Below are 24,304 nucleotides of genomic sequence, written 5' to 3'. Positions count from 1 at the left end.
TTTTAGGATGAAAAGCAGCCTTTGAAAAAGCGATTTGATAAAGATAAAAACCCAGACGCCCTCCCCCCATCGTCCGCCGAACTGCCGCCCGACTTCGATCCGGCGGTTCCCAGCCGCGAGCTGGTGATGCACATCCTGCGCACTGCGGGAAAACCCATGACTATCGAAGCCCTGGCCGACGCCACCGACGCGGGCATCCCCCTGTCGGCCGGATTCGTCCGCCGGATCAAGGCCATGGAGCGCGACGGCCAACTGCGCTTCAATCCTCAAGGAAAGTTGCAGATTTGCAACAATACGGATTTCGTCACCGGAGTTGTCCAAGGACACCGGGACGGCTTCGGTTTCCTGATCCCCGACGACAACGGCCAGGACCTGTATCTGTCCACGCATGAAATGGCCAAGGTCCTGCACGGTGACCGCGTGCGGGTCAAGCCCTCGGGCGAATTCCGGGGCCGCACCGAAGGCACGATCGTCGAAGTCCTCGAGCGACGCACCGGCAAGCTCGTCGGCCGTTTTCTCAAGGAACACGGCGCCTGCATCGTGGCCCCCGAGGACCAGCGCATCAAGCACGACATTCTGATCGCGCCCGCCGACACGGGCGGCGCCGAACACGGACAGGTCGTCACTGCGCAGATCCTGCGCCAGCCGGCGCGCCACATGCAGCCGCTGGGCAAGGTCATCGAAGTGCTGGGCGAAATTGACGATCCCGGCATGGAGATCGAGATCGCCGTGCGCAAGTTCGACGTCCCGGTCGAGTTCTCGGACGCCACCTCCCGCGAGCTGCGGACCGTCCCCGATCAGGTGTCGGCGGCGGAATGCCAAGACCGTGTCGACTTGCGCGACATCCCCTTCATCACGATCGACGGCGAGGACGCCCGCGACTTCGACGACGCGGTCTTCTGCATGCCGACCGACCTGGGCAGCGCATCGCGCAAGCGCCCAGGGTGGCGCCTGCTGGTCGCGATCGCCGACGTCAGCCATTACGTACGCCCCGGCAGCGGCCTGGACGAGGACGCACTGGACCGCGGCACCAGCGTCTATTTCCCCCGGCGGGTCATTCCGATGCTGCCCGAGGCGCTGTCCAACGGCATCTGTTCGCTCAACCCCGGCGCCGACCGCCTGGTGATGGTCTGCGACATGATGATCCCCGCCCAGGGCGCCAAGGCCGGCACTGTCACAGCCTACCAGTTCTACGAGGCGGTCATCCACTCGCACGCGCGCACCACCTACACCGATATCTGGGGGGCGCTGCAACAACCCTCCGGCCCGGCGGCGCAAAACCTCGGCCCCCTGCTCGAGCACGTGCGCGACGCCCACGACCTGTACCAGGCATTCGTCGAGGCGCGGAAAAGGCGTGGCGCCATCGACTTCGACACGACGGAGACCCGCATCGTCTGCAACCCGCTGGGCCGCATCGAAAAGATCGAGCCCTACGCGCGCAACGACGCCCACCGCCTGATCGAGGAATGCATGCTCGCGGCCAACACCTGCGCGGCGGACTTCATCGTGCGCAACAAACGGCGCTCGTTGTTCCGCGTTCACGAGGGGCCGACCCCCGAGAAGCTGCAAGCCCTGCGCGAGTACCTGCGCAATCTGGGTCTCGTCCTCGAGGGCGGCGACGAGCCGCGCACCCAGGACTACGCCAAGCTCATCCTCGCGGCACGCAGCCGCCCGGACTACGAGATCATCCAGTCCATGTGCCTGCGATCGATGCAGCAGGCCATCTACAGCCCCGAGCCGGCCGGCCACTTCGGCCTGGCCTACGAGCACTACGCGCACTTCACTTCGCCGATCCGCCGCTACCCCGACCTCCTGGTCCACCGCACGATCCGGGGCATCCTCTCGGGCCAGCGCTACGCCCCGCCACCCCTCGAGGGCCAGCCAGTGGCCGGGGTGCCGGCGGCCAAGCGCGAACAAGAGACCTGGGAGGACCTGGGCATGCTGCTGTCGGCCCGCGAGCGCCGCGCGGACGACGCCTCGCGCGATGTCGCCGCCTGGCTGAAGTGCTGGTTCGTGCGCGAGCACGTGGGCGAGGTCTTCAGCGGCAAGATCACCGGGGTCGCCAGCTTCGGAGTATTCGTCACGCTCGACACGCTCTATGTCGAGGGCATGGCGCATGTCTCGGAACTGGGCTCGGATTACTTCCAGTACAACGAGATCACCAACGAGCTGCGCGGCGAACGCACTGGCATGCGCTATCGCCTGGGCGATGCCCTGCAGGTCCAGGTCTCGCGCGTCGACCTCGAGGCGCGGCGCATCGAGTTTCGCCTGGTCAAGGGCGAAGACTTCAAGGCCCTGCAGGCCGAGATCTCGGGCAGCACGCGGCCTGCCCCCAAACCCAAGAAAGCCGCGGGCGCCAAGCCCACCGCGCTGCGGGGCACCACCTCGCACCAGCGCCGGGCCGAGGCCAAGCGCGCGGCGCGCCAGGCGCCCCCCAATAAGCGGCGCAGCTAGCGCACACACTACAATGGCGCCCGAGGGGCGGCGGGAATGTCGCCCCCCTTGACCGACACAAGGAACACGATGGCATCCAATCAGGTATTGGCGGGCTTTCATGCCGTGCAGGCACGCCTGCGCCACGCCCCGGACTCGATCGTCGATCTCTACGTCGACACCTCGCGTCAGGACCAGCGCATGCGTCACTGCATCCAGCAGATCGAAGCCGCCGGCGTGCGCTGGCACGCCGTCGATGCCACTCGCCTCGATGGCCTGGCGCGCGGCATGCGGCACCAGGGCATCGTCGCCCTGGCCCACCCGCGCGCCCTGGCGATCACGGTCGATGAGGTTCTCGATACGCTGGAGGATCAGGCCGAGCCCGCGCTATTCCTGGTACTCGACGGCGTCACCGACCCGCACAACCTCGGGGCCTGCCTGCGCACTGCCGACGCGGCCGGCGTGCACGCGGTGATCGCCCCGCGTGATCGCGCGGTCGGCTTGAACGCCACTGTCCAGCGCGTCGCCTGCGGCGCGGCCGACACCGTGCCCTACATCATGGTGACGAATCTCGCGCGCACGCTGCGCGCCATGCGCCAGCGCGACGTCTGGCTGGTCGGCGCGGACGATGCGGCCGAACGTTCCATCCACCAGGTCGACAGCCGACGCGCCATGGCCTGGGTCATGGGCGCCGAGGGCGAGGGCATGCGCCGGCTGACGCGCGAGACCTGCGACGAACTGGCCGCCATCCCCATGCGCGGCTCGGTCGAGAGCCTGAACGTGAGCGTCGCCAGCGCTGTCTGCCTGTATGAAACCGCGCGCCAGCGCCTGCTGCCGGACTAGGCCTCGTCGACAGGCAACCGCCGGCTTGCACCCGAAAGGCGCATAATGAGCGGCATCGGCCCCGGCCCATCCGAACTTTCACTCTCTTTCTTTCGCAACACCATGTCCGATAACGGCTTCTCTACTCAGATCGTTCACTCCGACCGCCGCTCGCAACCTACCAACGGCGCCGTCCACCAAGCCATCCATCCGTCCACCGAGTACGGCTACGCGGATGCGCGGGAACTGGCCGCCGTATTCCAGGGCAAGGCCGGCTACACCTATGCACGTCAGGGCACCCCCACGACGGCGGCGCTCGAGGCCAAGGTCACCGCGATGGAGCAGGCCGAGGCGAGCGTCACCTTCTCCACCGGCATGGCCGCATTGACGGCGACCCTGTTTACCCTGCTGCGCAGCGGCGACCACCTGATCAGCAGCAAGTACATCTTCGGCAACACCAATAGCCTGCTGATGACGCTCGCGGACCTGGGCGTCGAGGTCACGCTCGTGGATGCCACCGAAGCGCGCGAGGTCGAGGCGGCCATTCGCGACAACACCCGCATGGTCTTCGTCGAAACCATCGCCAATCCGGGCACCCAGATCGCGGACCTGATCACGATCGGGGACCTGTGCAGTGCGCACGGCCTGGTCTACGTAGTCGACAGCACCCTGTCCTCGCCGTATCTGCGCCCGTCGCGGTTCTTCGGCGCTTCCCTGGTCATCAACTCGCTGTCCAAGCACGTGGGCGGCCACGGCAACGCCCTGGGCGGCGCGGTCACGCAGACCGGGCTCTACGACTGGAAGGACTACCCGAACATCCATCCACAGTACCGCAAGGGTGACTCGCGCAATTGGGGCCTGCTGCAGATCAAGAAAAAAGGCCTACGAGACATGGGCGGCACCCTGGCATCGGATGTGGCACACCGGCTGGCGGCGGGCGCCGAGACCATGGCGCTGCGCATGGACCGGATCTGCGCCAACGCCCTGGCGCTCGCCGGCTACCTCGATGCGCACCCCAAGGTGGCGCGCGTCCACTATCCCGGCTTGCCCTCGCACCCCCAGCACGCGCGCGCGGCCGAATGGTTCGGCGGGCGTTTCGGCGGCCTGCTGGGCGTCGAGCTCGACCCGCGCATCGACGTCTTTGAATACCTGAATCAACTGCGTATCGTGATTCTCGCCACACACCTGGGCGACAACCGCACCCTGGTTCTGCCGGCGGCCCACACCATCTACTACGAAATGGGTCCCGAGCGCCGCGCGCTGATGGGCATTCCTGACGGGTTCCTGCGCATATCGGTGGGCATCGAAGACGAACAGGATCTGATCGGCGACTTTGCGCAGGCCCTGGCGGCGATGCCGGACTGAGTCCTCGAAAGGCCCCGGCCGGCACCGGGCGGACCACGGGACTCCCGGACGCCCGTGGCCGTGTTCCATGAAAGTCAGTAACGGTGCGGCTCTTGGGCGGTTTTCTTCTTGACACCATCTAGTTTCGAAGGCTTAATACGCCTTAGCCGGTAGACTCGATCGCGTGTATGCACAAGGCCATTGGGCCATCGCTATCCATCCGGTCGGGTACGGCTGGCGGTTATGGCAGACCTTATCAATCACAAGCTGGTCGGGCACGCCCGGCGGCCACAATAAACTTCAGGGGTATTCCTTAAAATGAACAAAACCGAGCTTATCGAGCATATCTCTTCCAAGACCGACCTGTCCAAAGCCGACGTCGGCCGTGCCCTGGAAGCGTTTGTCGGTGCCGTCAAGACCACCCTCAAAAAGAAGGGCTCCGTGACCCTCGTCGGTTTCGGCACCTTCGCCGTGTCCGAGCGTGCCGCCCGCACGGGCCGCAACCCGCGCACCGGCGAGGCGATCAAGATCAAAAAGGCCCGCGTGCCCAAGTTCCGTCCGGGCAAGGCCCTCAAGGACGCCGTCAACTAAGCGACGCCCGCGGCCAGGGCCGTTTGCGCGGCGCCAGGCCAGCCGATATAATCGCAGCCTTTCGCACGCACCGTGGCTTCAAGGGGTGCTTAGCTCAGTTGGTAGAGCGGCGCCCTTACAAGGCGTAGGTCGGGGGTTCGAACCCCTCAGCACCCACCACCAAGCCACCCCTTAAAGGCACCTGGAATCCCGGGTGCTTTTATTTTTGCCGCTCAAGGCGCCGTTTTCCGGCCCCGGCGGGCGCCTAAACCCGGGCGATGGCCCTACAATTCCCGGATGAGCCCACAACCCCCTCACGTCCCGTCGCTGCTGTGCGGCCTGGACGAACTCGCCCGTTTCGACGAGATCATCGACGTGCGCACGCCCGCCGAGTACGAGGCCGATCACATCCCGGGTGCCATTAATGCCCCCGTCCTGGACAACGATGAGCGGGTGCGTGTCGGCACGCTGTACACCCAGGAATCCCCCTTCAAAGCCACGCGGCTGGGTGCGGCACTGGTGGCACGCAATATCGCGCACCACCTCGAAACCCTATTCGCCGATCGGCCCCGGACTTGGCGCCCCCTGATCTATTGCTGGCGCGGCGGCAAGCGCTCGGGTGCCATGACCGCCTGGTTCAACCTCATTGGCTGGAAGGCGCGGCAATTGGACGGCGGCTACAAGACCTACCGCCACGACGTGCTGCAGCGCCTCGAGTCCGTCCCGCTGGCGCTGGATTTCATCGTGCTTGCCGGCCCGACCGGCTCGGGCAAGACGCGTCTGCTGCATGCGCTCGCCCGCGCGGGGGCCCAGGCCCTGGACCTCGAGGCCCTGTCCGGGCATCGAGGTTCGCTGCTGGGCGCGATGCCGGATCAACCCCAGCCCTCGCAGCGTGGCTTCGAGTCGACCCTGGTGCAAGCCCTGGCCATACTCGATCCGACGCGCCCCGTCTTCGTCGAGGCCGAGAGTCCGAGGATCGGCCGCATCAGCCTGCCCCAAAGCCTGCTCGCCCGCATGCACGCGGGGCGCTGCGTGCGTGTGCGCGCCAGCCTCGAACACCGCCTGGATTTCCTCTTGCAGGACTATGCGCATCTGTTCGACGACCACGCGGCCTTCAAGCAAACCCTGGAACGCTTCATCGGTCTGCACAGCCGCAACACCGTGGCCGCCTGGCAGGCCCTGATCGATGCCGATCGCCGCCGGGACCTCTTTCGCGACTTGGTCGAGCGGCACTACGATCCCGCCTACCGACGCAGCAGCGGACAGCACTACACCGGCCTCGCGCAGGCCCCCGCCTTTATCTACGACCCAACCGCGGCCGGCGCTCCGGACCAGGCCCTCGCTTGCCTGCGCCTGGCGCAGCAGGCCGGCCTCCCACAGGAATCCACGCCATGAACGCTCCCGATGCCCCCCGTTTGACCGCCCTGTCCCACGGCGGCGGCTGCGGCTGCAAGATCGCCCCCGACGTGCTGGCGCGACTGATGCGCGACGCCCTGCCCGCCGGCTCCTTCCCGGACCTGCTGGTGGGCACCGAGACCGCCGACGATGCGGCGGTCTACCGCCTCAATGACGAGCAGGCCCTGATCGCCACGACCGATTTTTTCATGCCAATCGTCGACGATCCCTATGACTTCGGCCGCATCGCCGCCACCAACGCACTGTCCGACATCTATGCCATGGGCGGGCGACCCATCCTCGCCCTGGCCTTGGTCGGCATGCCCATCAACGTCCTGCCGCACGAGACGATCGCGCGCGTCCTGGAAGGCGGCGCGTCGGTCTGCGCGGCTGCGGGCATCCCCATTGCCGGCGGACACTCCATCGATTCCGTCGAACCCATCTACGGCCTGGCCGCCATGGGTATCGCCCACCCGGCCCGCATCAAGCGCAACGACGCGGCCCTCGATGGCGATGTCCTGATCCTCGGCAAGCCGCTGGGCGTGGGCATCCTGTCGGCCGCCCTCAAGCAGGGGCGGCTGGAGGCCGAGGGATACCGGGCCATGATCGACGCCACTACGCGCCTGAACACGCCGGGCACCGCGCTCGCCGCCCTGCCCGGGGTCCACGCGATGACCGACGTCACCGGATTCGGGCTGCTGGGCCACACCCTCGAACTATGCCGGGGCGCGGGCCTGCACGCCCACATCCGGTACGCCGACCTGCCCTGGCTCGCCGGCGCACCGATGCTCGCACAAGCCGGCGTCCGCACCGGCGCCTCGAGCCGCAACTGGCGCGCCTGCCAGAGCGCGACAAGCCTGGACCCAGCCCTGCCGGACATCGCCCAGACGCTTTTGTGCGATCCGCAAACCTCGGGCGGCCTGCTGGTCGCTTGCGCGCCCGAGGCAAGCGGCGAGGTTCTGGCCACGCTGCGCGGCGCGGGCTTCGAAGCCGCCACCCCGATCGGACGGCTCGCCGCCGGCCCTGCCGGGGTGAGCATCGCCTGAGCCTCTCGACCGGCACTGCCAAGCCGCTACACTTGGAACCCACGCAACCGTTACGGAGCCCACACATGGCCGATCCCCTGATCATCGCCCAGAACTCCAGCGCGCAAGCCGCGCTCCTGCCGCAGTACGCCAACCGGCACGGCTGCATCACCGGCGCGACCGGGACCGGCAAGACCATCACCCTGCAGGTCCTGGCGGAATCATTCTCGCGGATCGGCACGCCGGTGTTCATGGCCGACGTCAAGGGCGATCTGACGGGGATTTCGCAGGGGGGCGCGAGCTCGCCCAAGCTCGCGGCGCGGCTACAAAAGCTCGGCCTGCCCGAGCCGGCCTGGGGCCCCTGCCCCGCCACGCTCTGGGATATCTTCGGCGAACAGGGCCACCCCGTGCGTGCGACGGTCTCGGACCTTGGCCCCCTGCTGCTCGCGCGCATGATGGACCTGAACGACACCCAGGAAGGCATACTCGCCCTGGTGTTCCGGGTAGCCGACGACGAGGGTCAACTGATCCTCGACCTCAAGGACCTGCGCGCCATGCTGCAAAACGTGGCGGATCGAGCGGCCGAGCTGCGCACGCGCTACGGCAACGTCTCGGCGTCATCGGTGGGCGCGATCCAACGCGCCTTGCTGCGCCTCGAGTCCGAGGGCGCCGCGCAATTTTTCGGTGAACCCATGCTCGATGTGTTCGACTGGATGCGCACCGACGCCCAGGGGCGCGGCATGGTGAACATCCTGGCCGCCGACAGACTCATGCAGTCGCCCCGCCTGTACGCGGTGTTCCTGCTGTGGATGCTGGGCGATCTCTACGAACGCCTGCCGGAAACCGGCGACGCGGAAAAGCCCCGACTCGTCTTCTTTTTCGATGAGGCGCACCTGCTGTTCAAGGACGCGCCCAAAGCCTTGCTCGACAAGGTCGAACAGGTGGTGCGCCTGATCCGCTCCAAGGGCGTGGGCGTCTATTTCGTGACGCAAAACCCGTTGGATATTCCCGACTCCGTGCTCGGCCAGCTCGGCAACCGCGTGCAGCACGCCTTGAGGGCCTTTACGCCGCGCGACCAAAAGGCCGTCAAGGCCGCCGCCCAGACCATGCGGCCCAATCCGGGCCTGGACGTCGAGGCGGCCATCACTGAATTGGCCGTGGGTGAGGCCCTGGTGTCGCTGCTCGATGCCAGCGGCCGCCCCACGCCCACCGAAAGGGTCTGGCTGCACGCACCGGGCAGCCGCATCGGCCCGGTCAGCGATGCCGAGCGCCAGGCCCTGCGGGCCGCCTCGATGCTGGGCGGGAAATACGATCGGACCATAGACCGCGAGTCAGCCTACGAGGTCCTGACCAAGCGCGCCCAGGGCGAGACTCAGGCCCCTGCGGCAACACCGCCCGCTGACGCCGCACCGCCCGCGACCCGCCGGCCGGACGCCGGCACGCAGACCGAGGGCGACGGCCTGATGGGCACGATGGGCGATTTCCTGTTCGGCTCGACCGGGCCGCGTGGCGGCCGCCGTGACGGTGTGGTCCAGTCCGCCGTCAAGAGCGCCGTGCGCCAAGCGACCAACCAGCTCGTCCGGGGCTTGCTCGGCTCCCTGGTCGGGCGCCGCCGCTAGAACCGACGGAGGCTCTCCATGCAGCGTTGCGTGTGGTGTTCAAACGATCCTTTGTATATCCAATACCACGACCAGGAGTGGGGCGTCCCCTCACGCGACTCGAGGCACTTATTCGAGATGCTCGTCCTCGAGGGATTCCAGGCCGGCCTGTCCTGGCTGACCGTGTTGCGCAAGCGCGAGGCGTTCCGCGAAGCGCTGCTGGGCTTTGATCCCGAGGCCCTGGCGCGGGTGGACGAGGCCTGGGTCGACGCCAGGATGCGCAATCCCTCGATCATCCGCAACCGGCTCAAGCTCCTGGCCACGCGCACCAATGCCCGGGCCTGGTTGGCGCACCCCGATCCCGTGGGCCTGGTCTGGTCCTTTACCGGCGGACAGCCATTGATCCATCACTATGAGCCGGGCGACGACATTCCCACCGCCGGCCCCGAGGCCCAGGCCCTGAGCCGAGCCCTGGCCAAGGCGGGCTTCAAGTTCGTCGGGCCCACGATCTGCCAGTCCTATCTGCAAGCCGTCGGCTGCCTGATGGACCACACCACCGATTGCCACCGGCATGCGGCCCTGGCGCAAAGCGCCCGATGAGCCGGGCCGCCGCAGATCCGCGCCAAGCCTACCTGGGCGCCGATTACACGGTGCGGACCGACCCGCCGTTCACTCTGCGCATCGGCGAGCCCAGCGCGGCCTTGATCCGCCTGTACGCCCGCCTGGGCTGCGAGCGCTGCGTCTATCTGACCGCCTGCAACCCGCGCAGCCGCCTCCTGCGGCCGGCCGCCAACAGGCGCCGCATGCGCGCGCTGGCCGCCGCCCTGGCGCAACGCGGCTGGAACCCCATTGCCGGCGAAGGCCGCGACCCCTCGGGGCGGTGGCCGGCCGAGCCCAGCCTGCTGGTGCCTGGCATGGATATTCCCGAGGCGCTCGCCCTGGCGCGGCGCTTTGGCCAGAACGCCTTTGCGGCGGCGGGCTCCGAAGGCATCCCGGAGCTGGTCTGGTCCCCCCGTTCCGGCCTCTCGGCGCCTGCCCGGCATGTGCGCCCACCCGGCTAGTCTGCTAACTTTAGAGCATCCAACCACAGGGAAGCCGCCATGCATCGATTTCTCACGCGCTACACCGCCTTTTATACGGCCCTCGGACTCGCGATCCTCTGCGCCCTATTGGCGCTGGCGCGCGGCGGCGGGTGGTGGCTGCCCTGCGCGCTGTTCACCGGGCTGACCTTGCTTGGCGTCTACGACATGCACCAGACGCGCCACGCCATCCGCCGCAACTATCCCGTCATCGGCAACCTGCGGTTTCTGTTCGAATTCATCCGCCCCGAGATGCGCCAGTATTTCTTCGAGGACGATACCGTGCGGCTGCCCTTCTCGCGCGTCGATCGATCGCTGGTCTACCAGCGCGCCAAGCTGGCCATGGACCAGCGCCCCTTCGGCACCCAGGGCGATGTCTATCAGAACGGCTATGAGTGGATCAACCACGCCATGGTGCCCACGCACATCACGGACCACGATTTCCGCATCACGGTCGGCGGCCCGGACTGTGCGCAACCCGTCTCGCTGTCGGTGTTCAACATCTCGGCCATGAGCTTCGGCGCCTTGTCGGCCAATGCCGTGCTGGCCCTGAACAAGGGCGCCGCCCTCGGAAACTTCGCACACGATACCGGCGAAGGCGGCGTCAGCCGCTATCACCTCGAGCATGGCGGCGGCCTGATCTGGAACATCGGTTCAGGCTATTTCGGATGCCGCAACAAGGATGGCAGCTTTTCCGAGGAACGCTTCGCCGACATGGCGCGGCGCGACAACATCCGCATGATTGAGATCAAGCTGTCTCAAGGCGCGAAACCCGGCCACGGGGGCATTCTGCCCGCCCCCAAGGTGACCGCCGAGATCGCCGCCGCGCGCGGCGTTCCCGAGGGCCAGGATTGTATTTCGCCCTCGAGCCATAGCGCCTTCGGCACCCCCATCGAAATGATGGGCTTCATTGCCCGCCTGCGCGAACTCTCCGGCGGCAAGCCGGTGGGCTTCAAGCTGTGCATCGGCCACCCCTGGGAATGGTTCGCCATCGCCAAGGCGATGCTGGCCACCGGCATCACACCCGATTTCATCGTCGTCGACGGTGCCGAAGGCGGCACCGGCGCGGCGCCCATCGAGTTCGTCGACCATGTCGGCACGCCGCTGCGCGAAGGGCTGCGGCTGGTGCACAACACCCTCGTTGGCATCGGGCTGCGCGAGCGCATCAAGCTCGGCGCCTCGGGCAAGGTCATCAGCGCCTTTGACATGGCGCGGATCATGGCCCTGGGTGCCGATTGGTGCAATAGCGCGCGCGCCTACATGTTCGCCATCGGCTGCATTCAGGCCCAAACGTGCCATACGGGACGCTGTCCGACCGGGGTCACCACCCAGGACCCCGAGCGCCAGAAAGCCCTGGTGGTGGCCGACAAGTCCCTGCGCGTGAGGAATTTTCACGCCAGCACGCTCAAGGCGCTGGGCGAGCTGCTGGGCGCCGCCGGTCTGTACCACCCCGGCGACCTGCGCCCGCACCACATCGCGCGGCGCATCGCCAACGACGAAATCCGCGTCCTCTCGGCCCTATTCCCAGACATGGAAAAGGGCGCGCTGCTCGTTGGTCATTACCCAAACACGATCTTCCGCACGGTCTGGCCCATGGCCCAGGCCGAGTCTTTCGAACCGCTCTACAGCCTCAGCGCGGCCCTGTCCGGGCATATGCGCCAAACCATCCCGGCCCCGGCAGCGCAGACCTCGTAACCCGATGCCCGCGCCCCGCCCCCGGGCCGTGCGCCCGCCTGAGGACACTTCACATTTGCTTAAAATTTTAGGGATTAACCCTGGATTGCGAAGTCCCAAGCCATTTCCTATACTGGATTCGCTACCCGATGGTAGTGTCTAGTCACCTTCACGGGTGATTACATAGCACCGCGCCCATGTGGTGCTACTGCCACACTGGCAGTAAGGCCCCGCCAAAAGGCGGGGCCTTTACGTTGGCGGCCCCCGGCGCCGGCTCCCGGGCCGCCACGACCTCATCCAGCGGCGACACGCCCGACGGACTCTGCCCCAGCCTCCATCACCCGGTTGCGCCCCGATGCCTTGGCGAGGTACAAGGCCCGGTCCGCGGCCTTTAATACCTGGACGAAATCCTCGTTGTCCCGAGGCCAGGCGGCCACCCCGCCCGATATCGTCACCCGGCCCGGCAGCCCGAGATCCGCCGCTGCGATCGCCTCGCGCAGGCGATCAGCGCCTTTCAAGGCATCCTCCGCGGCCAGCCCCGGAAACAGCATCAGGAACTCCTCACCGCCCAGGCGGCACGCCACGTCCCCCTCGCGCAACTGCTGACGCATCAAACGCGCCACGCCTACGATCACCTGATCGCCCACATCGTGGCCATACCGGTCGTTGACCTGTTTGAAATGATCGATATCGATCACTACAACCGAAAACTCGCGTCCCAGCGCGAGCCAGGTCTCCACCTCCAGTTCGAGGCCCCTGCGGTTGAGGAGGCCGGTCATGGGGTCGGTCTGGGCATCACGACGCAATCGCCCCATCCGCAACTGCAACAGGCCGATGCCCGCGAGCATCGCGCGCTTGAGCTGCGCCGCCTCGAAATACCAGGAGCGCACCCCCTCGATCTGCCCGAAGGCCTCGGGCGAATCCATTTCACGGGCAATCCGGGCCAGGCCGCCCAAGGGTTCGGAAATCAGCCGCGCCGCCAACCAGACCAAGATCAGCGCAACCGCCGCGGGCCAGACCGAGCGCCGCAGCACATCGAGCATCAACGCATCCAGGCGATCCAGCGTCACCGCCGTGGGCCGCTGGGCCACGATCCCCCAGCCCACCGTCGGCATGGGGGCATAGCCCGCCAGCATGTCGACCCCGCGGGCGCTGACCACGTGCCGCTGGCCCGATCCGCCGCCCAGCACCTCGTCGATCACCTCGCTGCGACCGGCCTGCGTGCCCACGCGCGCGCCGTCCGGGTGATACAGCAGGTGGCGAGTGCGATCGACCACGTAGACGTACGAACCATCCCGATAGTAATGATCCTCGAGCAATTGATTGAGCACATTATGCTCTCGCAGATAGATCGTCCCGGCGACATAACCCAGATAGCGTCCCTCCCCGGTTTCGACCGGATGCGACATCTGCACGACCAGATTGCCCAATACCGACGTGTAGGGCTCGCTGATCAGCGGCGCTCTTTTTTCGAGCGCTTCGAGCGCCCCCCTGGATTCCAGCCGCTGGCCTCGCAGGGACAGGCGGGCCGGCGAGGCCATCCGGACCGTGCCCCGCGCATCGATGAAGGACACCGTATTGAACATGTCGGCCTGCTGGTGCAGGCGTTCGACCTCGGTCGCGATGCGCGCCGTGTCCGCCGCCTGCGTCGCCGACGCCAGCGCCGCGGCCCCGTAGGCGAGCTGGCGCTGTGCCTGGCGCAGATAGTTGTCTGTCGTTGCTGCGAGCTTGGCGGCATACGCCTCGTTGGCATCCAGGGTCCCCTGGATCAGCAGCTCGCGCTGGACCTGGTAGGCCGCCTGGAAACCGTTGACCAGCATCACCAGCGCGCTGAACACCGCCAGCATCAGAATCAGCCGACGCAGATCGATACGGATCCGGAGGCGGGAGCGCATATGCAAGGAATCCCCCTATGCCAGTGTCCAAGCCCGGGACGGCTAGCGGCCCGCCAGGACGTGGACCGTCGCAAACCCCGCAGCCGTCATCGCCAGGGAACCCGCCACATGGGCCGCGATCGTCCCGAAGGCCCAAGCCAGGCGGCCTTGCTGCAACAGCACCCAGACCTCGGCCGAGAACGTCGAAAAGGTCGTCAAAGCCCCGCAAAAACCCGTCACGATGAACAAGCGCCAGGCCACGCTGATCCCCTCGTGGCCGGCGAACCAGGCGATCGCCAGGCCAATGAGGTAGCCGCCCACCAGGTTCGCCACCCAAGTACCCGGCGGCAAGGTCGGGAACAGGTGGTTCAAGCGCAGACTCAGGCCCCATCGCAGCCAGGCGCCCAGCACGGCGCCGAGGGCAATGGCGAACATGGATTTCAGCATGATTAGACCCCGAAGATCAGGAAAGTGCAGCCCTTCCGCAGGCGCTTGGGCATGGTATCACTCGCACGGGCGGCCGATACAAGCAGGGACGCCGGAGAGCCGCCACGCGGCGGGCGGCCGACACGGCTCGCCGGGCGCGCCTCGCTTGCGGGCCCTTGGAAACCTTGTTAGAATTTCGTGCTTTGGCGCATTAGCTCAGCCGGTTAGAGCGACGGAATCATAATCCGCAGGTCCCCTGTTCGAATCAGGGATGCGCCACCAGGAATATATAAATAGCATCAAACACTTACGCCAGCCTTTAACCGGGTTGGCGTTTTGCTTTGGCTCTACCCCATGGCTCTACCCCATAATTGAGGGATGGGCATTCCTCAGACACGGTTGATGACCCCGTTCCAACCGCACTGAGCCAAGTAGCCGCGCAGGCTCGCCTCCGAGCGTCCCAGCACGACATCGAACACCTTGTGGTGCTTCAGATCCACCAGCGTCGTGGCGTAGCCCTGTTTACGGGTGAAGAAGTGCTCGTCGATACCTGCTATTTCAAGTGGGTGACTGTGTCCGGTGTTTCAGGGGGCCGATCCATGCCATGAACACCATTGCGTCAGACCAGCAGATATCAAGATGATTGGTAGCCTATGATGCCAGCAGAGGCCGTTTCAAATGCATAATGACAGCTTGAGCTAGATATGCATAGGCAGTACTGATGATTGATCAACAAATCCAGATATTTGTTAGCCAAGATGGCAAGGCTCAGCTTGAAGTAGCGCTGAATCGGGATACTGTCTGGCTGAGTCAAGGCCAAATGGCCACGCTATTTGATACTTCTGCCGACAATATCAGCCTGCACTTGAGGAATATCTATCAGGAGAAGGAACTGAATGAATCGGCAACTACCGAGGAATCCTCGGTAGTTCGCCAGGAAGGCAAACGCAATGTCCGCAGGCAGATCAAGCACTACAACCTGGACGCCATTGTTTCGGTTGGCTACCGAGTCAGCTCAAAACGAGCAACCCAATTCCGCCAGTGGGCCACTCGGGTGCTCAAGGACCATCTGGTACAGGGTTATAGCCTGAATCAGCACCGCTTATTAGAGCGTGGTGCCGAGTTTGAGCAGGCAGTCAATTTGCTCAGCCGCACGCTCACTAATCAGGGATTGATGTCTGCCGAAGGCGAAGCGGTGGCCAGAGTCATCAGCGACTATGCACGCTCATGGAGCCTGTTACAGGGCTACGATGAGCAGGCACTCGAGGAAATTTCTCTTAATCAGCCGGACATACGCCCGTTGGTTCTGAGTGAGGCTCTAGCCGCAATTACCGAATTAAAGCAGACCTTAATCACGAAAGGCGAAGCGACCAATTTATTTGGATTAGTGCGGGGCGATGGTCTGGCCTCCGCGCTGGCAACGATTGAGCAGGGGCTTGGCGACGAACTGTTTTACCCCAACGTTGCTAGTCGCGCAGCGCATTTGCTGTATTTTCTGGTGAAAAATCATGCACTGGCCGATGGCAATAAGCGTTGCGGTTCCTTCTTGTTTCTTTGGTACCTGCGCCGCAATCAGCATTTATTGGCCCGCCCCGTGGAGCAGTTAATCAACGACAATACCCTTGTTGCGCTGGCCCTTCTGGTGGCTGAAAGCCTGCCTGATCAAAAGGCTCTGATGATCCGGCTGATTGAGCACTTTATCCTGTTGAGGGAGCCTAGCGAGGACAAGAATAGTGTCAACCAATCGTCGACAGCATAGCGAAATAAAGCACCACCATAGCGAAAACAAAGCGGTCTAACATATTGATTGCCAAGGCAAATCGCATGAAAATCGACTCTATAATACGGAATCATAATCCGCAGGCCCCCTGTTCGAATCAGGGATGCGCCACCAGACAAATCAGGCATTGACGCCAATCCTTCGAGGTTGGCGTTTTTCTTTTCGTCACTGTCACGTGGCGCGATGTTGGCGCAACAGCACCAAGACCCCGCCGACGATGATGAGCAAGGTGCTGGCGGCGAACACCGGAGGGATATCCTCGCCAAATATGATGGCACTGGCGACGATGCCCACGAATGGCGTGGACATCAGCATCTGTCCGGCGACGGACGGCGACATGCGGTCCAGCACCCGGCTCCAGGCCCAGATGGCCACAGCGCTGGGCACGATGAAGTTCCAAAGCAGTATCAGGACCAAGTTGACCGTGAACCGCGACTCGAGCGGATTTTCGAGCACCAGCGCCAAGACCACGAAGACCACGCCCGAGGTGAGCAATTGCCAGAGGGTCTGGCTCAGAAAGCTCGCCTTCCACTGATACGATTTGTATAGCACGGCCCCCAGGCCCCAGCCCACGGCGGCCGTCAGAACCAACGCGGTCCCCAATGGGACGCCGGGGTCCCCCCAGGCCAGGACCATCGGATCCAGGAACAACAGCAAGCCCGCCAGGCTGACGGCGATCCCCAGGACTTGGCGCGGCGTCAACCGCCTGCCCAGCAACAGCATGTCGAACAGCGCCGCCCACAGTGGCATGGTGTAGATGATGGCGACCGTGCGACCGGCCGGCAGCACCAGCATCGCCACCGTCGCCAGGCCGATCACCAAGGCGAACTGCAGGATCCCGACCACTGCGAACCGCACGCGCTCTTCCTTGGGCGGCAACAACGGCCCCAAGCGGCCACCGAGGATGAGCAGGGCGACGATCACCGCGCCGCCCAGCGACCGCAGGGCGGAAAACGTCAGCGGCGGCATGTCCTGGACCGCCAGCTTCAACAGCGGATAATTCGTGCCCCACGCAATGATGACGGTTGCGGCCAGGGCCGCCGTCACGACAGCGGGGAATCTTCCGGTCGTCCGGCCGCGCTTCCCGTCCTGGGCGCTCATGGGCACACGCCCGGCTGACGCGGAATATCGGCCCAGGCGGCGCAGCCCGCGTCCAGCAGGTGCGCCAGCCCATCGAGCCGCGTCCGCAGCACGATGTCCGCAAATCCCGCAATGATCTCCTTGGGCCGGAACCCGACGGCCAGCCCCGCCGCCGCCATCATGTCGATATCGTTTGCGCCATCGCCGACGGCGATGGCCTGGTGTGGCTCGCAGCCGTAGAGATGACAGGCCTCTCGCAGCACGGCGGCCTTGCGGCCGGCATTCACCAGGATGCCCTCGAGTTCGCCCGTCAAAACCCCTCCTTCGACGACCAGCCGATTGCCATGCGCAAACGATAGGCCGAGCTCATGCCGCAGGGCTTCCGTGAAAACGTCGAAGCCGCCAGAGACGATGCCGGTCCGCAATCCCGCGGCGTGTGCCGCGGCCACCAGCGCCTCCGCACCCGGATTCAAGCGCACCCGATGCGTGCGGACCCATTGTAGCTCCGACGTCGGCAGGCCCGCCAACAGGCGCACACGCTCGCGCAGGCTACGATCATAGTCCTGTTCGCGCCCCTCCATCGCTTGCGCGGTGAGCGCGGCCACCGCCTGCGCACATCCCTTGCGCACGGCGAGTTCGTCGATGCATTCGATCGGGATCAAGGTGGAATCCATATCGAAGAGCATCAGTGCAAAGGACTCCAGCCGCCGGGGCGGCGCCTCCAGCCATGCATGATCATGCCCATGCATGGCCGATACGCGTGCCACGGGCCCCCGCTCGCCGCGCGGCACGGCATCGACCAGCAGCATCGCGGTGCGCGCATCAAACCGCAGACGCCGATAGGCGCGAACATGGGTCTCGTACGCGTCCAGGGCGGCATCGGGCAACTCGCCCGCCGCGGTCAACACCAGCAGCATCGGCTTTTCCGGGAGATCGTCTTCAAGCATCCCCGGCCGGCTCCTGATCCGGTGCGGGCACAAGCCCCCGCACCGTTTTCCGGACGACCAGCCGGACCGGTGCAATCACGGCGCGCGCGTCGCGGGCCTCACCCCGCATCTGGTCCAGCAGGAGCGTCACCGCATTCTCGACCATCAGTTGCGCAGGCTGCTCGATCGTCGTCAACTGATATCCGCGCCAGGCCGACGGCGCCGCATCGTCAAAGCCCAGGACGGAGACGTCCTCCGGCACCCTGAGGCCCAGATCGTCGCGCAGGCAGTCCATGGTCGCAATGGCCATGTAGTCGTTGGCGGCAAAGATCGCATCGGGCCGGCGGCCGCCCTCGAACAGCGATCGCACCGCCACCTTGGCCTGCTCGAAACCATAATCGCCGACAGCGCGCTGGTAGGGCCCCACACCCAGCGCGGCCAGTTCATCGCGGAATCCCGCCTCGCGGTCCCGGCTGGTAGAGGTGTTTTCCAGGCCAGCGAGAAATGCGAGCCGCCGATGGCCGGAGTTCACCAGGACCTGCGCGGCCAGGCGACCGCCGGCGTAATTGTCTGCCGCGACGGAATTGACGTTCCCATGCCGGCTGACCCGATTGAACAACACGACGGGAACGCCCATGTCCTTGCAAGTCTGGGCCAGCGTCGAGGATAGCGTGGTGCTGACGAGGATCACGCCATCGGCCTGATACTGCATGGACTGCACCAGGAACTCATCGGCCTCTCCGCTATCGCTCACCAACAGGAGCAGGCAGTATCCCTCCTTGCGCAGGCGTTTCGAGAGCTGCTCGATGGCCGAGAGGTAGAACGGATTCTCGAGGTAGGACGCGACGATCGCGACGATCTGCGATTGCTTGGTGATCAGCGTGCGCGCAATGGCATTGGGGCGATAGCCGAGCGTGGACGCCGCGGCGAGGACCCTGGTGCGCATATCGTTCGACACGCTGGCGCCCGGCGTGAACGTCCGGCTGACCGCCGACTGGCTCACTCCGGCAAGCTTGGCGACATCCACCGACGTCACGGGCCCCGACTTGTTCGACATTCTTCTACGCCACGTTTCGATTTATCTCGCGGTCCAGCCCCCGTCCACGACCAGCGCGGAACCAGTGACCATGGCCGACGCATCACTCGCCAGGAAGACGACCGGCCCCATCAGGTCCTCGACGCGCGCCAGCCGGCCCAGGGCGATCATGCTCATCACCATGTCGCGAAATGCCGAATCCTCGAACATCGGCCGCGTCATTTCGGTCTCGACGAACGTCGGGCACACGGTGTTGACGCGAATGCCGTGCGCACCCATCTCCCAGGCCAGCGCCTTTGTCAAACCCTCAATCGCGTGCTTCGTCGCGCAGTATACTGTGCGGCCCGGACTGCCGACGAGGCCCATCTGGGACGATATATTGATCAGGCTGCCCTCAGTCCGCGTCCGCAGCAGGACGCGGCACCACTCCCGTGCGATGCGCCACGCGGCACGCAAGTTCAAGTCAACGACGGCATCGAAGTCCACATCGGGCGTGTCGATGATCGGCTTGGGGCGATTGGTCCCCGCATTATTCACCAACACATGAAACGGCTCATTTGCGGCAAAGAACGCATCCACGCCGTCAGCGTCGGTGACGTCGAGCACCATGGCCCGCGCCGCAAGGCCCGCGGCGCGGATCAGCGAGGCCTGGTGCTCGATGTCATCACGCGACCGCGCCACCATCACGACCTCGGCCCCAGCCTGCGCCAGGGCCGCCGCGCACGCCAGCCCGATTCCGCGGCCGGCGCCAGTCACAAGCGCCCGCCGGCCGTCCAACCGGAAAGAAGGGGTTTGAGGAATCATGGCAAGCTCCTGAAATCGGCCGGCGCCGCGGCCGTCAATCAGCCGGGGCGGGTGCCGGCTGATACCAAGGCAGATCGGGATTCCCGCCATAGCGCCTGACCCTCAGGTTGGCCTGCTCGCCGTGCGCCACGAAGTTCTCCATATGGCACAGCCGCGAACAGATTTCCCCAAGCCGCACGGACGCCTCGTCGGTATCCACGCGCTGATAGGTGCAGGTCTTCAGGAATTTCCCGACCCAAAGACCCCCAGTGTATCGGGCCGCGCGCTTGGTCGGAAGCGTATGGTTCGTGCCGATCACCTTGTCGCCATAGCTGACGTTGGTTCTGGGTCCCAGGAACAGCGCGCCGAAATTCTGCAAGCGATCGAGAAACCACTGTGGATCCTGGGTCATCACCTGGACGTGCTCGAACGCGAGCTCGTCCGCTTTCAGGCGCATCTCGTCGAGCGTGTCGCAAACGATCACCTGGCCGTAGTCGCGCCATGCGATGCGTGCAATGTCCGCCGTCGGCAGACGCTCGAGCTGGCGATCGATCTCTTTCAGGGTCGCCCGCGCCAAGGTCTCGGAAGTGGTCAGCAGAGCCGCGGGGGATGTGGGCCCGTGCTCTGCTTGTCCCAGTATGTCCACCGCGCACATTTCCGCATCGGAGGTATCGTCGGCAATGACGAGCGTCTCGGTCGGACCGGCGAACAGATCAATGCCGACGCGGCCGAACAGTTGGCGCTTGGCTTCCGCCACGAACATGTTCCCAGGACCGACCAGCATGTCCACCGCCTCGATGGACTCGGTGCCGACCGCCATCGCCGCCACCGCCTGGACGCCGCCGAGGGCCAGGATTTCATCGGCGCCGGCAAAGTGCATGGCCGCCACCATGGCGGGATGCGGCTTGCCGTTGAACGGTGGTGCCGTTGCGACGATGCGCTTGACGCCGGCCACCTTGGCGGTCAGCACACTCATGTGGGCCGACGCGATCATGGGATAGTGGCCGCCCGGCACATAACAACCCACCGCGGACACGGGGATGTGCTTGTGGCCCAAGATGACGCCGTCCTGCGTCTCGACCTCGACATCCCGCATCGATTCGCGCTGAATGCGGGCGAAGTTCCGGATCTGCTCCTGCGCATAGCGGATATCCGAGAGCTCCTGGCGCGAGAGGCTGGAGATCGCGCCCTCGATCTGTTGCGGCGACAGCTTGAAATCGGCCGGATCCCACTGATCGAATTGCCGCGAATAACGCCTTACCGCGGCCTCGCCCTCTTGCTCAACATCGCGAATGATCGACTCGACGACCGCACGCACCTTCGCGTCGGCCTCAACCACGGCGGCGGCATCCCGCCCCTGCTTCAAATACCGAATAGCCATGTTCAGACAGTTCCATTAATGTGAAGAAGACGCATCGAGCGCCCCCTGGGCCAGCATGACCTGATCCAGAGATTCGACCAGCAAATCGATCATCAGATCGATTTCGGGCCGGGTGATCGTGTAGGGCGGCGAGAGCACAATGTGGTCCCCTTGATAACCGTCCACGGTTCCCGGCGAGGGATAGCAGATCAAGCCCCTCTGGAATGAGGCGTCCCTCACCTTTTGCGCCAAGCCCAGTGCCGCGGCGAACGGTGCCTTGGTCTGGCGGTCGCGCACGAGTTCGATGCCGATGAACAGTCCCCTGCCTCGGATATCGCCGATGTAGGGACGATCGCCCAGGCGCTGTCGCAACTGCGTCATGATGTACTCGCCGTCCTGCGCGCACTTGTCGACCAGGCCGTCGCGCCGGATGATCCGCTGGACGGCGAGTGCGGCAGCACAGGCGGCGGTGTGGCCTGAATACGTATGCACGCTGGCCAAAGTGCCAAATTGCCGGGCAATGGGCTCGTACACCTTGTCGGAGAACAGTACGGCGCCGATCGGCGCATACCCGCCCGCCAGCCCCTTGGCCGTATACATGATGTCCGGCTCGACCCCGTCGTGCGCCAACGCGCGCCAGGTGCCGCAACGACCGACGCCGCACATGACCTCGTCGGCGACCAGCAGCACGCCGTATCGCCGGCACACCTCCTGAATGCGCTGCGCATAGCCCTGCGGCGCGGGAACGGCACCGCCCGCGGCCCCCACGACGGGCTCCATGAAGAACGCGGCGACTTTCTCGGCACCAATATCGAGAATCGTGCGCTCGAGCTCGAGCGCCAGGAAATCCACCAGATCCTCGTCCCGCACCCCTGCGGGCGGACGATAGCTGTTGGCCGGCGACACATGCGTGACACCCGGCATCAGGGCGTTCACATACGGCCGGCGACGGGCAGGATGTCCGGACAGCGACAGCGCGCCGAACGTGTAGCCATGCCAGGACTGGCGTCGGGCGATGAAGTGCGTGCGCCCCCCCTCGCCCCTGGCCAGATGGTATTGCAGCGCGGCCTTCATCGCCGTGTCGGTCGCCTCCGAGCCGCTGGAGACGTAAGCGACACGGCGCAGGTTGCCGCCCGCGCTCTCGGCCACGATCTGCGACAGCTCATCGATGACCGGGCTGGAGAACATCGTGGTATAGCCGAACTCCAAGGTATCGTATTGCGCCTTGATCGCATCGACGACCTCGCGATTGTTGTGCCCGAGGCAGAACAACGCCGGACCCGCGGATCCGTCGAGGTAGCGCTTTCCCGTGCTATCGATGACGAAGACGCCATCGCCGCCAACCGCCAGGGGCAACTGCTGTCCCTCGGCGTGCTGGTTTATCCATAAATGTTTGATATCACCCATGTCCAAACTCTCTGAAATATAGGCGCGGGCGGGCAGGCGCCCTGCCGCCGCCCGGAACCCCGCCCACCCTCAATCCATCATCCCGATACCCGGGTCCTCGTGCCCCACCTCTTCGAACCGCCCCGCCAGCAGCGAACCGAGCGTCTTGATGACGATCATGGCTGCTTCTAGAAAGAATATGGTCATGCCGATCGACACGAATGCGAAAGGAATCGAGAGCGGCGTCTCGAGCGGGGTCAGGGATACCATGCCGGCCCGGTACGTCGACATGAACGACAGCCAGCTATACCAGGTCAGCATGCCGATGATCACGAGGCTGGCCGATGACACCAGCAACTGCACGACCGCGCGGGACGCGCCGTGCAGACGATCCACGAGCATCCGCACCGACACGTGCTTGCCCGCCCTCAGCGTGTACCCCACCCCGAAATAGAATATCGCCACCAGGAGGTACTGCGCGTACTCGTCGACGAACATCATCGGCTGCTTGAAGAGGAATCGGGAAAACGCGTTTACCGTCACGCCCAAGGCCACGACAATCAGCGCCATGCACGAGATCCAGTTTCCCGCCGCCGATACCCTCTCGACCTGACGATCCAAGAATACGGAAATATTGGCCATCATATTGCCTCCGATGATTACCCCTGGCGGCTCGGCTCAGTCAGCCACCACCTCGTTCAAGAGCTTGACGCTCTTTGCGGCCATTTCCCCACCCGACTCGACATAATCGGTCAGCAGGCTGGCGGTGCGCTTGCGAGCCTCGGCGCGCATTTCCGGAGAGATCTCGTCAAAGGTCGCGCCTTGCGCCTTGGCACCTTCGACGATCTCCTGATTGAACTTGCTGTGGAACTCGTACATCGGCGCCAACGAGAACCACTCTTCGAACAAGGCCGCAAGCTTGGGCTTGAGATCGTCCGGCAGCGAGTCCCATTTCTTTTGGCTGACGACGATCTCGTCGACGCCGTAATAGGGCTCATACATGTTCGTGAATTTCAGGAGCTCCCAGAGCTTTTGGGCATATGCCCCCTGGAGCGAGGTCATCACGCCATCGATCGACTTTCGCTGAACGGCCACATACAGCTCGCTGTAGGGCACCGTCGCGGGCGTCGCGCCGAGCACCTGGGCCAGGGCCGCCGTGTTCTTGTCGTGGGCGCGAATCATCAGCCCCTTGAGGGAATCGAAATCCTTCAGCGGCACCGGAGTATGAATCGCATTGCCCCAGCCACCCGAATCCAGGAAGTAGGCCAGGACTTTCAGACCGTACTTTTCCTTCAGGTACGGATTGGCCACCTCTTCGTGCCAGCGGCGCGTGAACTCATGCTGTTTGTCATAGGGCACCGCGAAAGGCACCATGGGCAGCGCGAACCAGGACTCGACAGAGCTCAGGTAGGTCAAGCCGGTGTGAGAAATCTCGGCCAAGCCATCCGTGGCGATCCGCAGCCCGTCGCGATACTGATAGGGATGCTGCCCCGCCACCAGCACCTTCAGGCGGAACCTGCCATCCGTGGCTTTCTCGGCCGCCTTCGCGAAGTCCTGCATGCGGTGCGTGGTGACGTCGGACGCCGGGAACGGCGACACCATTGTCCAGGATACTTTCTCCTGCGCGAGGGCCACGGCGCCCCATTGCAGGCAGGATGCGCCAACCACTGTGACGACTAGTTTTTGAATCATATTTTTCATGATCGATCTCCC

The 24,304-nt window shown here is 65.0% G+C and carries 21 protein-coding genes, 2 tRNA genes and 1 pseudogene; 13 read left to right on the top strand and 11 right to left on the bottom strand.

Features of this window, described 5'->3' with window-relative positions; translation table 11 throughout:
• The first annotated feature begins 21 nt into the window (after positions 1 to 21).
• From rnr to ABS761_RS02285, 11 genes are all read left to right on the top strand, one after another.
• On the top strand, positions 22 to 2,454 hold the full coding sequence (gene rnr, locus ABS761_RS02335; protein ID WP_502881359.1) for a ribonuclease R: 2,433 nt from the start codon (positions 22 to 24) through the stop codon (positions 2,452 to 2,454).
• 69 nt (positions 2,455 to 2,523) lie between these two features.
• Positions 2,524 to 3,276: a 23S rRNA (guanosine(2251)-2'-O)-methyltransferase RlmB gene (gene rlmB / locus ABS761_RS02330; protein WP_350406392.1), complete on the top strand. Its 753-nt coding sequence runs from the start codon at positions 2,524 to 2,526 to the stop codon at positions 3,274 to 3,276.
• Positions 3,277 to 3,378: 102 nt separating this feature from the next.
• Positions 3,379 to 4,620 carry a cystathionine gamma-synthase family protein gene (locus ABS761_RS02325; protein WP_350406390.1) on the top strand — a complete coding sequence of 414 codons (1,242 nt, stop codon included), beginning with the start codon at positions 3,379 to 3,381 and terminating at the stop codon, positions 4,618 to 4,620.
• A 297-nt stretch (positions 4,621 to 4,917) separates the two neighbouring features.
• Positions 4,918 to 5,190: an HU family DNA-binding protein gene (locus tag ABS761_RS02320; protein ID WP_269495036.1), complete on the top strand. Its 273-nt coding sequence runs from the start codon at positions 4,918 to 4,920 to the stop codon at positions 5,188 to 5,190.
• A gap of 83 nt (positions 5,191 to 5,273) precedes the next feature.
• Positions 5,274 to 5,349, top strand: a tRNA-Val gene (locus ABS761_RS02315).
• A gap of 117 nt (positions 5,350 to 5,466) precedes the next feature.
• A complete protein-coding gene (gene mnmH, locus ABS761_RS02310; RefSeq protein WP_350406389.1) occupies positions 5,467 to 6,564 on the top strand; it encodes a tRNA 2-selenouridine(34) synthase MnmH in 1,098 nt (365 codons plus the stop codon).
• A complete protein-coding gene (gene selD, locus ABS761_RS02305) occupies positions 6,561 to 7,610 on the top strand; it encodes a selenide, water dikinase SelD (RefSeq protein ID WP_350406387.1) in 1,050 nt (349 codons plus the stop codon). The genes mnmH and selD overlap by 4 nt, the downstream gene beginning before the upstream one ends.
• A 65-nt stretch (positions 7,611 to 7,675) precedes the next feature.
• Positions 7,676 to 9,208, top strand: coding sequence for a helicase HerA-like domain-containing protein (locus tag ABS761_RS02300; protein ID WP_350406385.1), 1,533 nt, complete (start codon positions 7,676 to 7,678; stop codon positions 9,206 to 9,208).
• 18 nt (positions 9,209 to 9,226) lie between these two features.
• On the top strand, positions 9,227 to 9,787 hold the full coding sequence (locus ABS761_RS02295; RefSeq protein ID WP_350406383.1) for a DNA-3-methyladenine glycosylase I: 561 nt from the start codon (positions 9,227 to 9,229) through the stop codon (positions 9,785 to 9,787).
• The gene (locus ABS761_RS02290) at positions 9,784 to 10,248 is read left to right on the top strand and encodes a DUF3293 domain-containing protein (RefSeq protein ID WP_350406381.1); all 465 of its coding nucleotides are present in this window, start codon (positions 9,784 to 9,786) and stop codon (positions 10,246 to 10,248) included. The genes ABS761_RS02295 and ABS761_RS02290 overlap by 4 nt, the downstream gene beginning before the upstream one ends.
• A 39-nt stretch (positions 10,249 to 10,287) precedes the next feature.
• A complete protein-coding gene (locus tag ABS761_RS02285; RefSeq protein ID WP_350406380.1) occupies positions 10,288 to 11,961 on the top strand; it encodes an FMN-binding glutamate synthase family protein in 1,674 nt (557 codons plus the stop codon).
• Between the two features lie 272 nt (positions 11,962 to 12,233).
• On the opposite strand, the gene ABS761_RS02280 is transcribed toward ABS761_RS02285, so the two are convergent.
• On the bottom strand, positions 12,234 to 13,835 hold the full coding sequence (locus tag ABS761_RS02280) for a diguanylate cyclase (RefSeq protein ID WP_350406378.1): 1,602 nt from the start codon (positions 13,833 to 13,835) through the stop codon (positions 12,234 to 12,236).
• Positions 13,836 to 13,877: 42 nt separating this feature from the next.
• Entirely contained in the window at positions 13,878 to 14,261 is a 384-nt protein-coding gene (crcB, locus tag ABS761_RS02275; protein WP_350406377.1) for a fluoride efflux transporter CrcB, read from the bottom strand.
• 184 nt (positions 14,262 to 14,445) lie between these two features.
• Between crcB and ABS761_RS02270 the strand changes: the two genes are divergently transcribed.
• Positions 14,446 to 14,522 (top strand) — tRNA-Met (locus ABS761_RS02270).
• 146 nt (positions 14,523 to 14,668) lie between these two features.
• On the opposite strand, the pseudogene ABS761_RS02265 reads toward ABS761_RS02270, so the two are convergent.
• Positions 14,669 to 14,797, bottom strand: a pseudogene (locus tag ABS761_RS02265) (transposase); the annotation flags it as partial.
• 164 nt (positions 14,798 to 14,961) lie between these two features.
• Between ABS761_RS02265 and ABS761_RS02260 the strand changes: the two are divergent.
• Positions 14,962 to 15,999 carry a virulence RhuM family protein/type II toxin-antitoxin system death-on-curing family toxin gene (locus tag ABS761_RS02260; RefSeq protein ID WP_350406376.1) on the top strand — a complete coding sequence of 346 codons (1,038 nt, stop codon included), beginning with the start codon at positions 14,962 to 14,964 and terminating at the stop codon, positions 15,997 to 15,999.
• A gap of 192 nt (positions 16,000 to 16,191) precedes the next feature.
• Here the strand turns inward: ABS761_RS02260 and ABS761_RS02255 are convergent, their stop codons facing one another.
• The 8 genes from ABS761_RS02255 to ABS761_RS02220 all read right to left on the bottom strand — a co-directional run bounded on the left by ABS761_RS02255 (position 16,192) and on the right by ABS761_RS02220 (position 24,292).
• Positions 16,192 to 17,121, bottom strand: a complete 930-nt coding sequence (locus ABS761_RS02255) for a DMT family transporter (protein ID WP_350406375.1) — start codon at positions 17,119 to 17,121, stop codon at positions 16,192 to 16,194.
• On the bottom strand, positions 17,118 to 18,047 hold the full coding sequence (serB, locus tag ABS761_RS02250; protein ID WP_350406374.1) for a phosphoserine phosphatase SerB: 930 nt from the start codon (positions 18,045 to 18,047) through the stop codon (positions 17,118 to 17,120). The genes ABS761_RS02255 and serB overlap by 4 nt, the downstream gene beginning before the upstream one ends.
• Positions 18,040 to 19,083, bottom strand: a complete 1,044-nt coding sequence (locus ABS761_RS02245; protein ID WP_350406372.1) for a LacI family DNA-binding transcriptional regulator — start codon at positions 19,081 to 19,083, stop codon at positions 18,040 to 18,042. The genes serB and ABS761_RS02245 overlap by 8 nt, the downstream gene beginning before the upstream one ends.
• Before the next feature lie 21 nt (positions 19,084 to 19,104).
• A complete protein-coding gene (locus ABS761_RS02240) occupies positions 19,105 to 19,866 on the bottom strand; it encodes an SDR family NAD(P)-dependent oxidoreductase (RefSeq protein WP_350406371.1) in 762 nt (253 codons plus the stop codon).
• A 34-nt stretch (positions 19,867 to 19,900) separates the two neighbouring features.
• Positions 19,901 to 21,226: a histidinol dehydrogenase gene (gene hisD, locus ABS761_RS02235; protein WP_350406370.1), complete on the bottom strand. Its 1,326-nt coding sequence runs from the start codon at positions 21,224 to 21,226 to the stop codon at positions 19,901 to 19,903.
• A 15-nt stretch (positions 21,227 to 21,241) separates the two neighbouring features.
• Complete coding sequence (locus ABS761_RS02230; protein ID WP_350406368.1) at positions 21,242 to 22,612, bottom strand: aspartate aminotransferase family protein; 1,371 nt, start codon at positions 22,610 to 22,612, stop codon at positions 21,242 to 21,244.
• A gap of 69 nt (positions 22,613 to 22,681) precedes the next feature.
• Positions 22,682 to 23,236: a TRAP transporter small permease subunit gene (locus tag ABS761_RS02225; RefSeq protein WP_350406367.1), complete on the bottom strand. Its 555-nt coding sequence runs from the start codon at positions 23,234 to 23,236 to the stop codon at positions 22,682 to 22,684.
• Positions 23,237 to 23,269: 33 nt separating this feature from the next.
• Positions 23,270 to 24,292 carry a TRAP transporter substrate-binding protein gene (locus tag ABS761_RS02220; protein ID WP_350406365.1) on the bottom strand — a complete coding sequence of 341 codons (1,023 nt, stop codon included), beginning with the start codon at positions 24,290 to 24,292 and terminating at the stop codon, positions 23,270 to 23,272.
• Between the last annotated feature and the right edge of the window lie 12 nt (positions 24,293 to 24,304).

Source organism: Castellaniella sp. GW247-6E4, assembly GCF_040276065.1.
Classification (GTDB): Bacteria; Pseudomonadota; Gammaproteobacteria; order Burkholderiales; family Burkholderiaceae_B; genus Castellaniella.
Note: the sequence above shows the minus strand (reverse complement) of the source record. Positions and strands in the feature narration are given on the sequence as shown.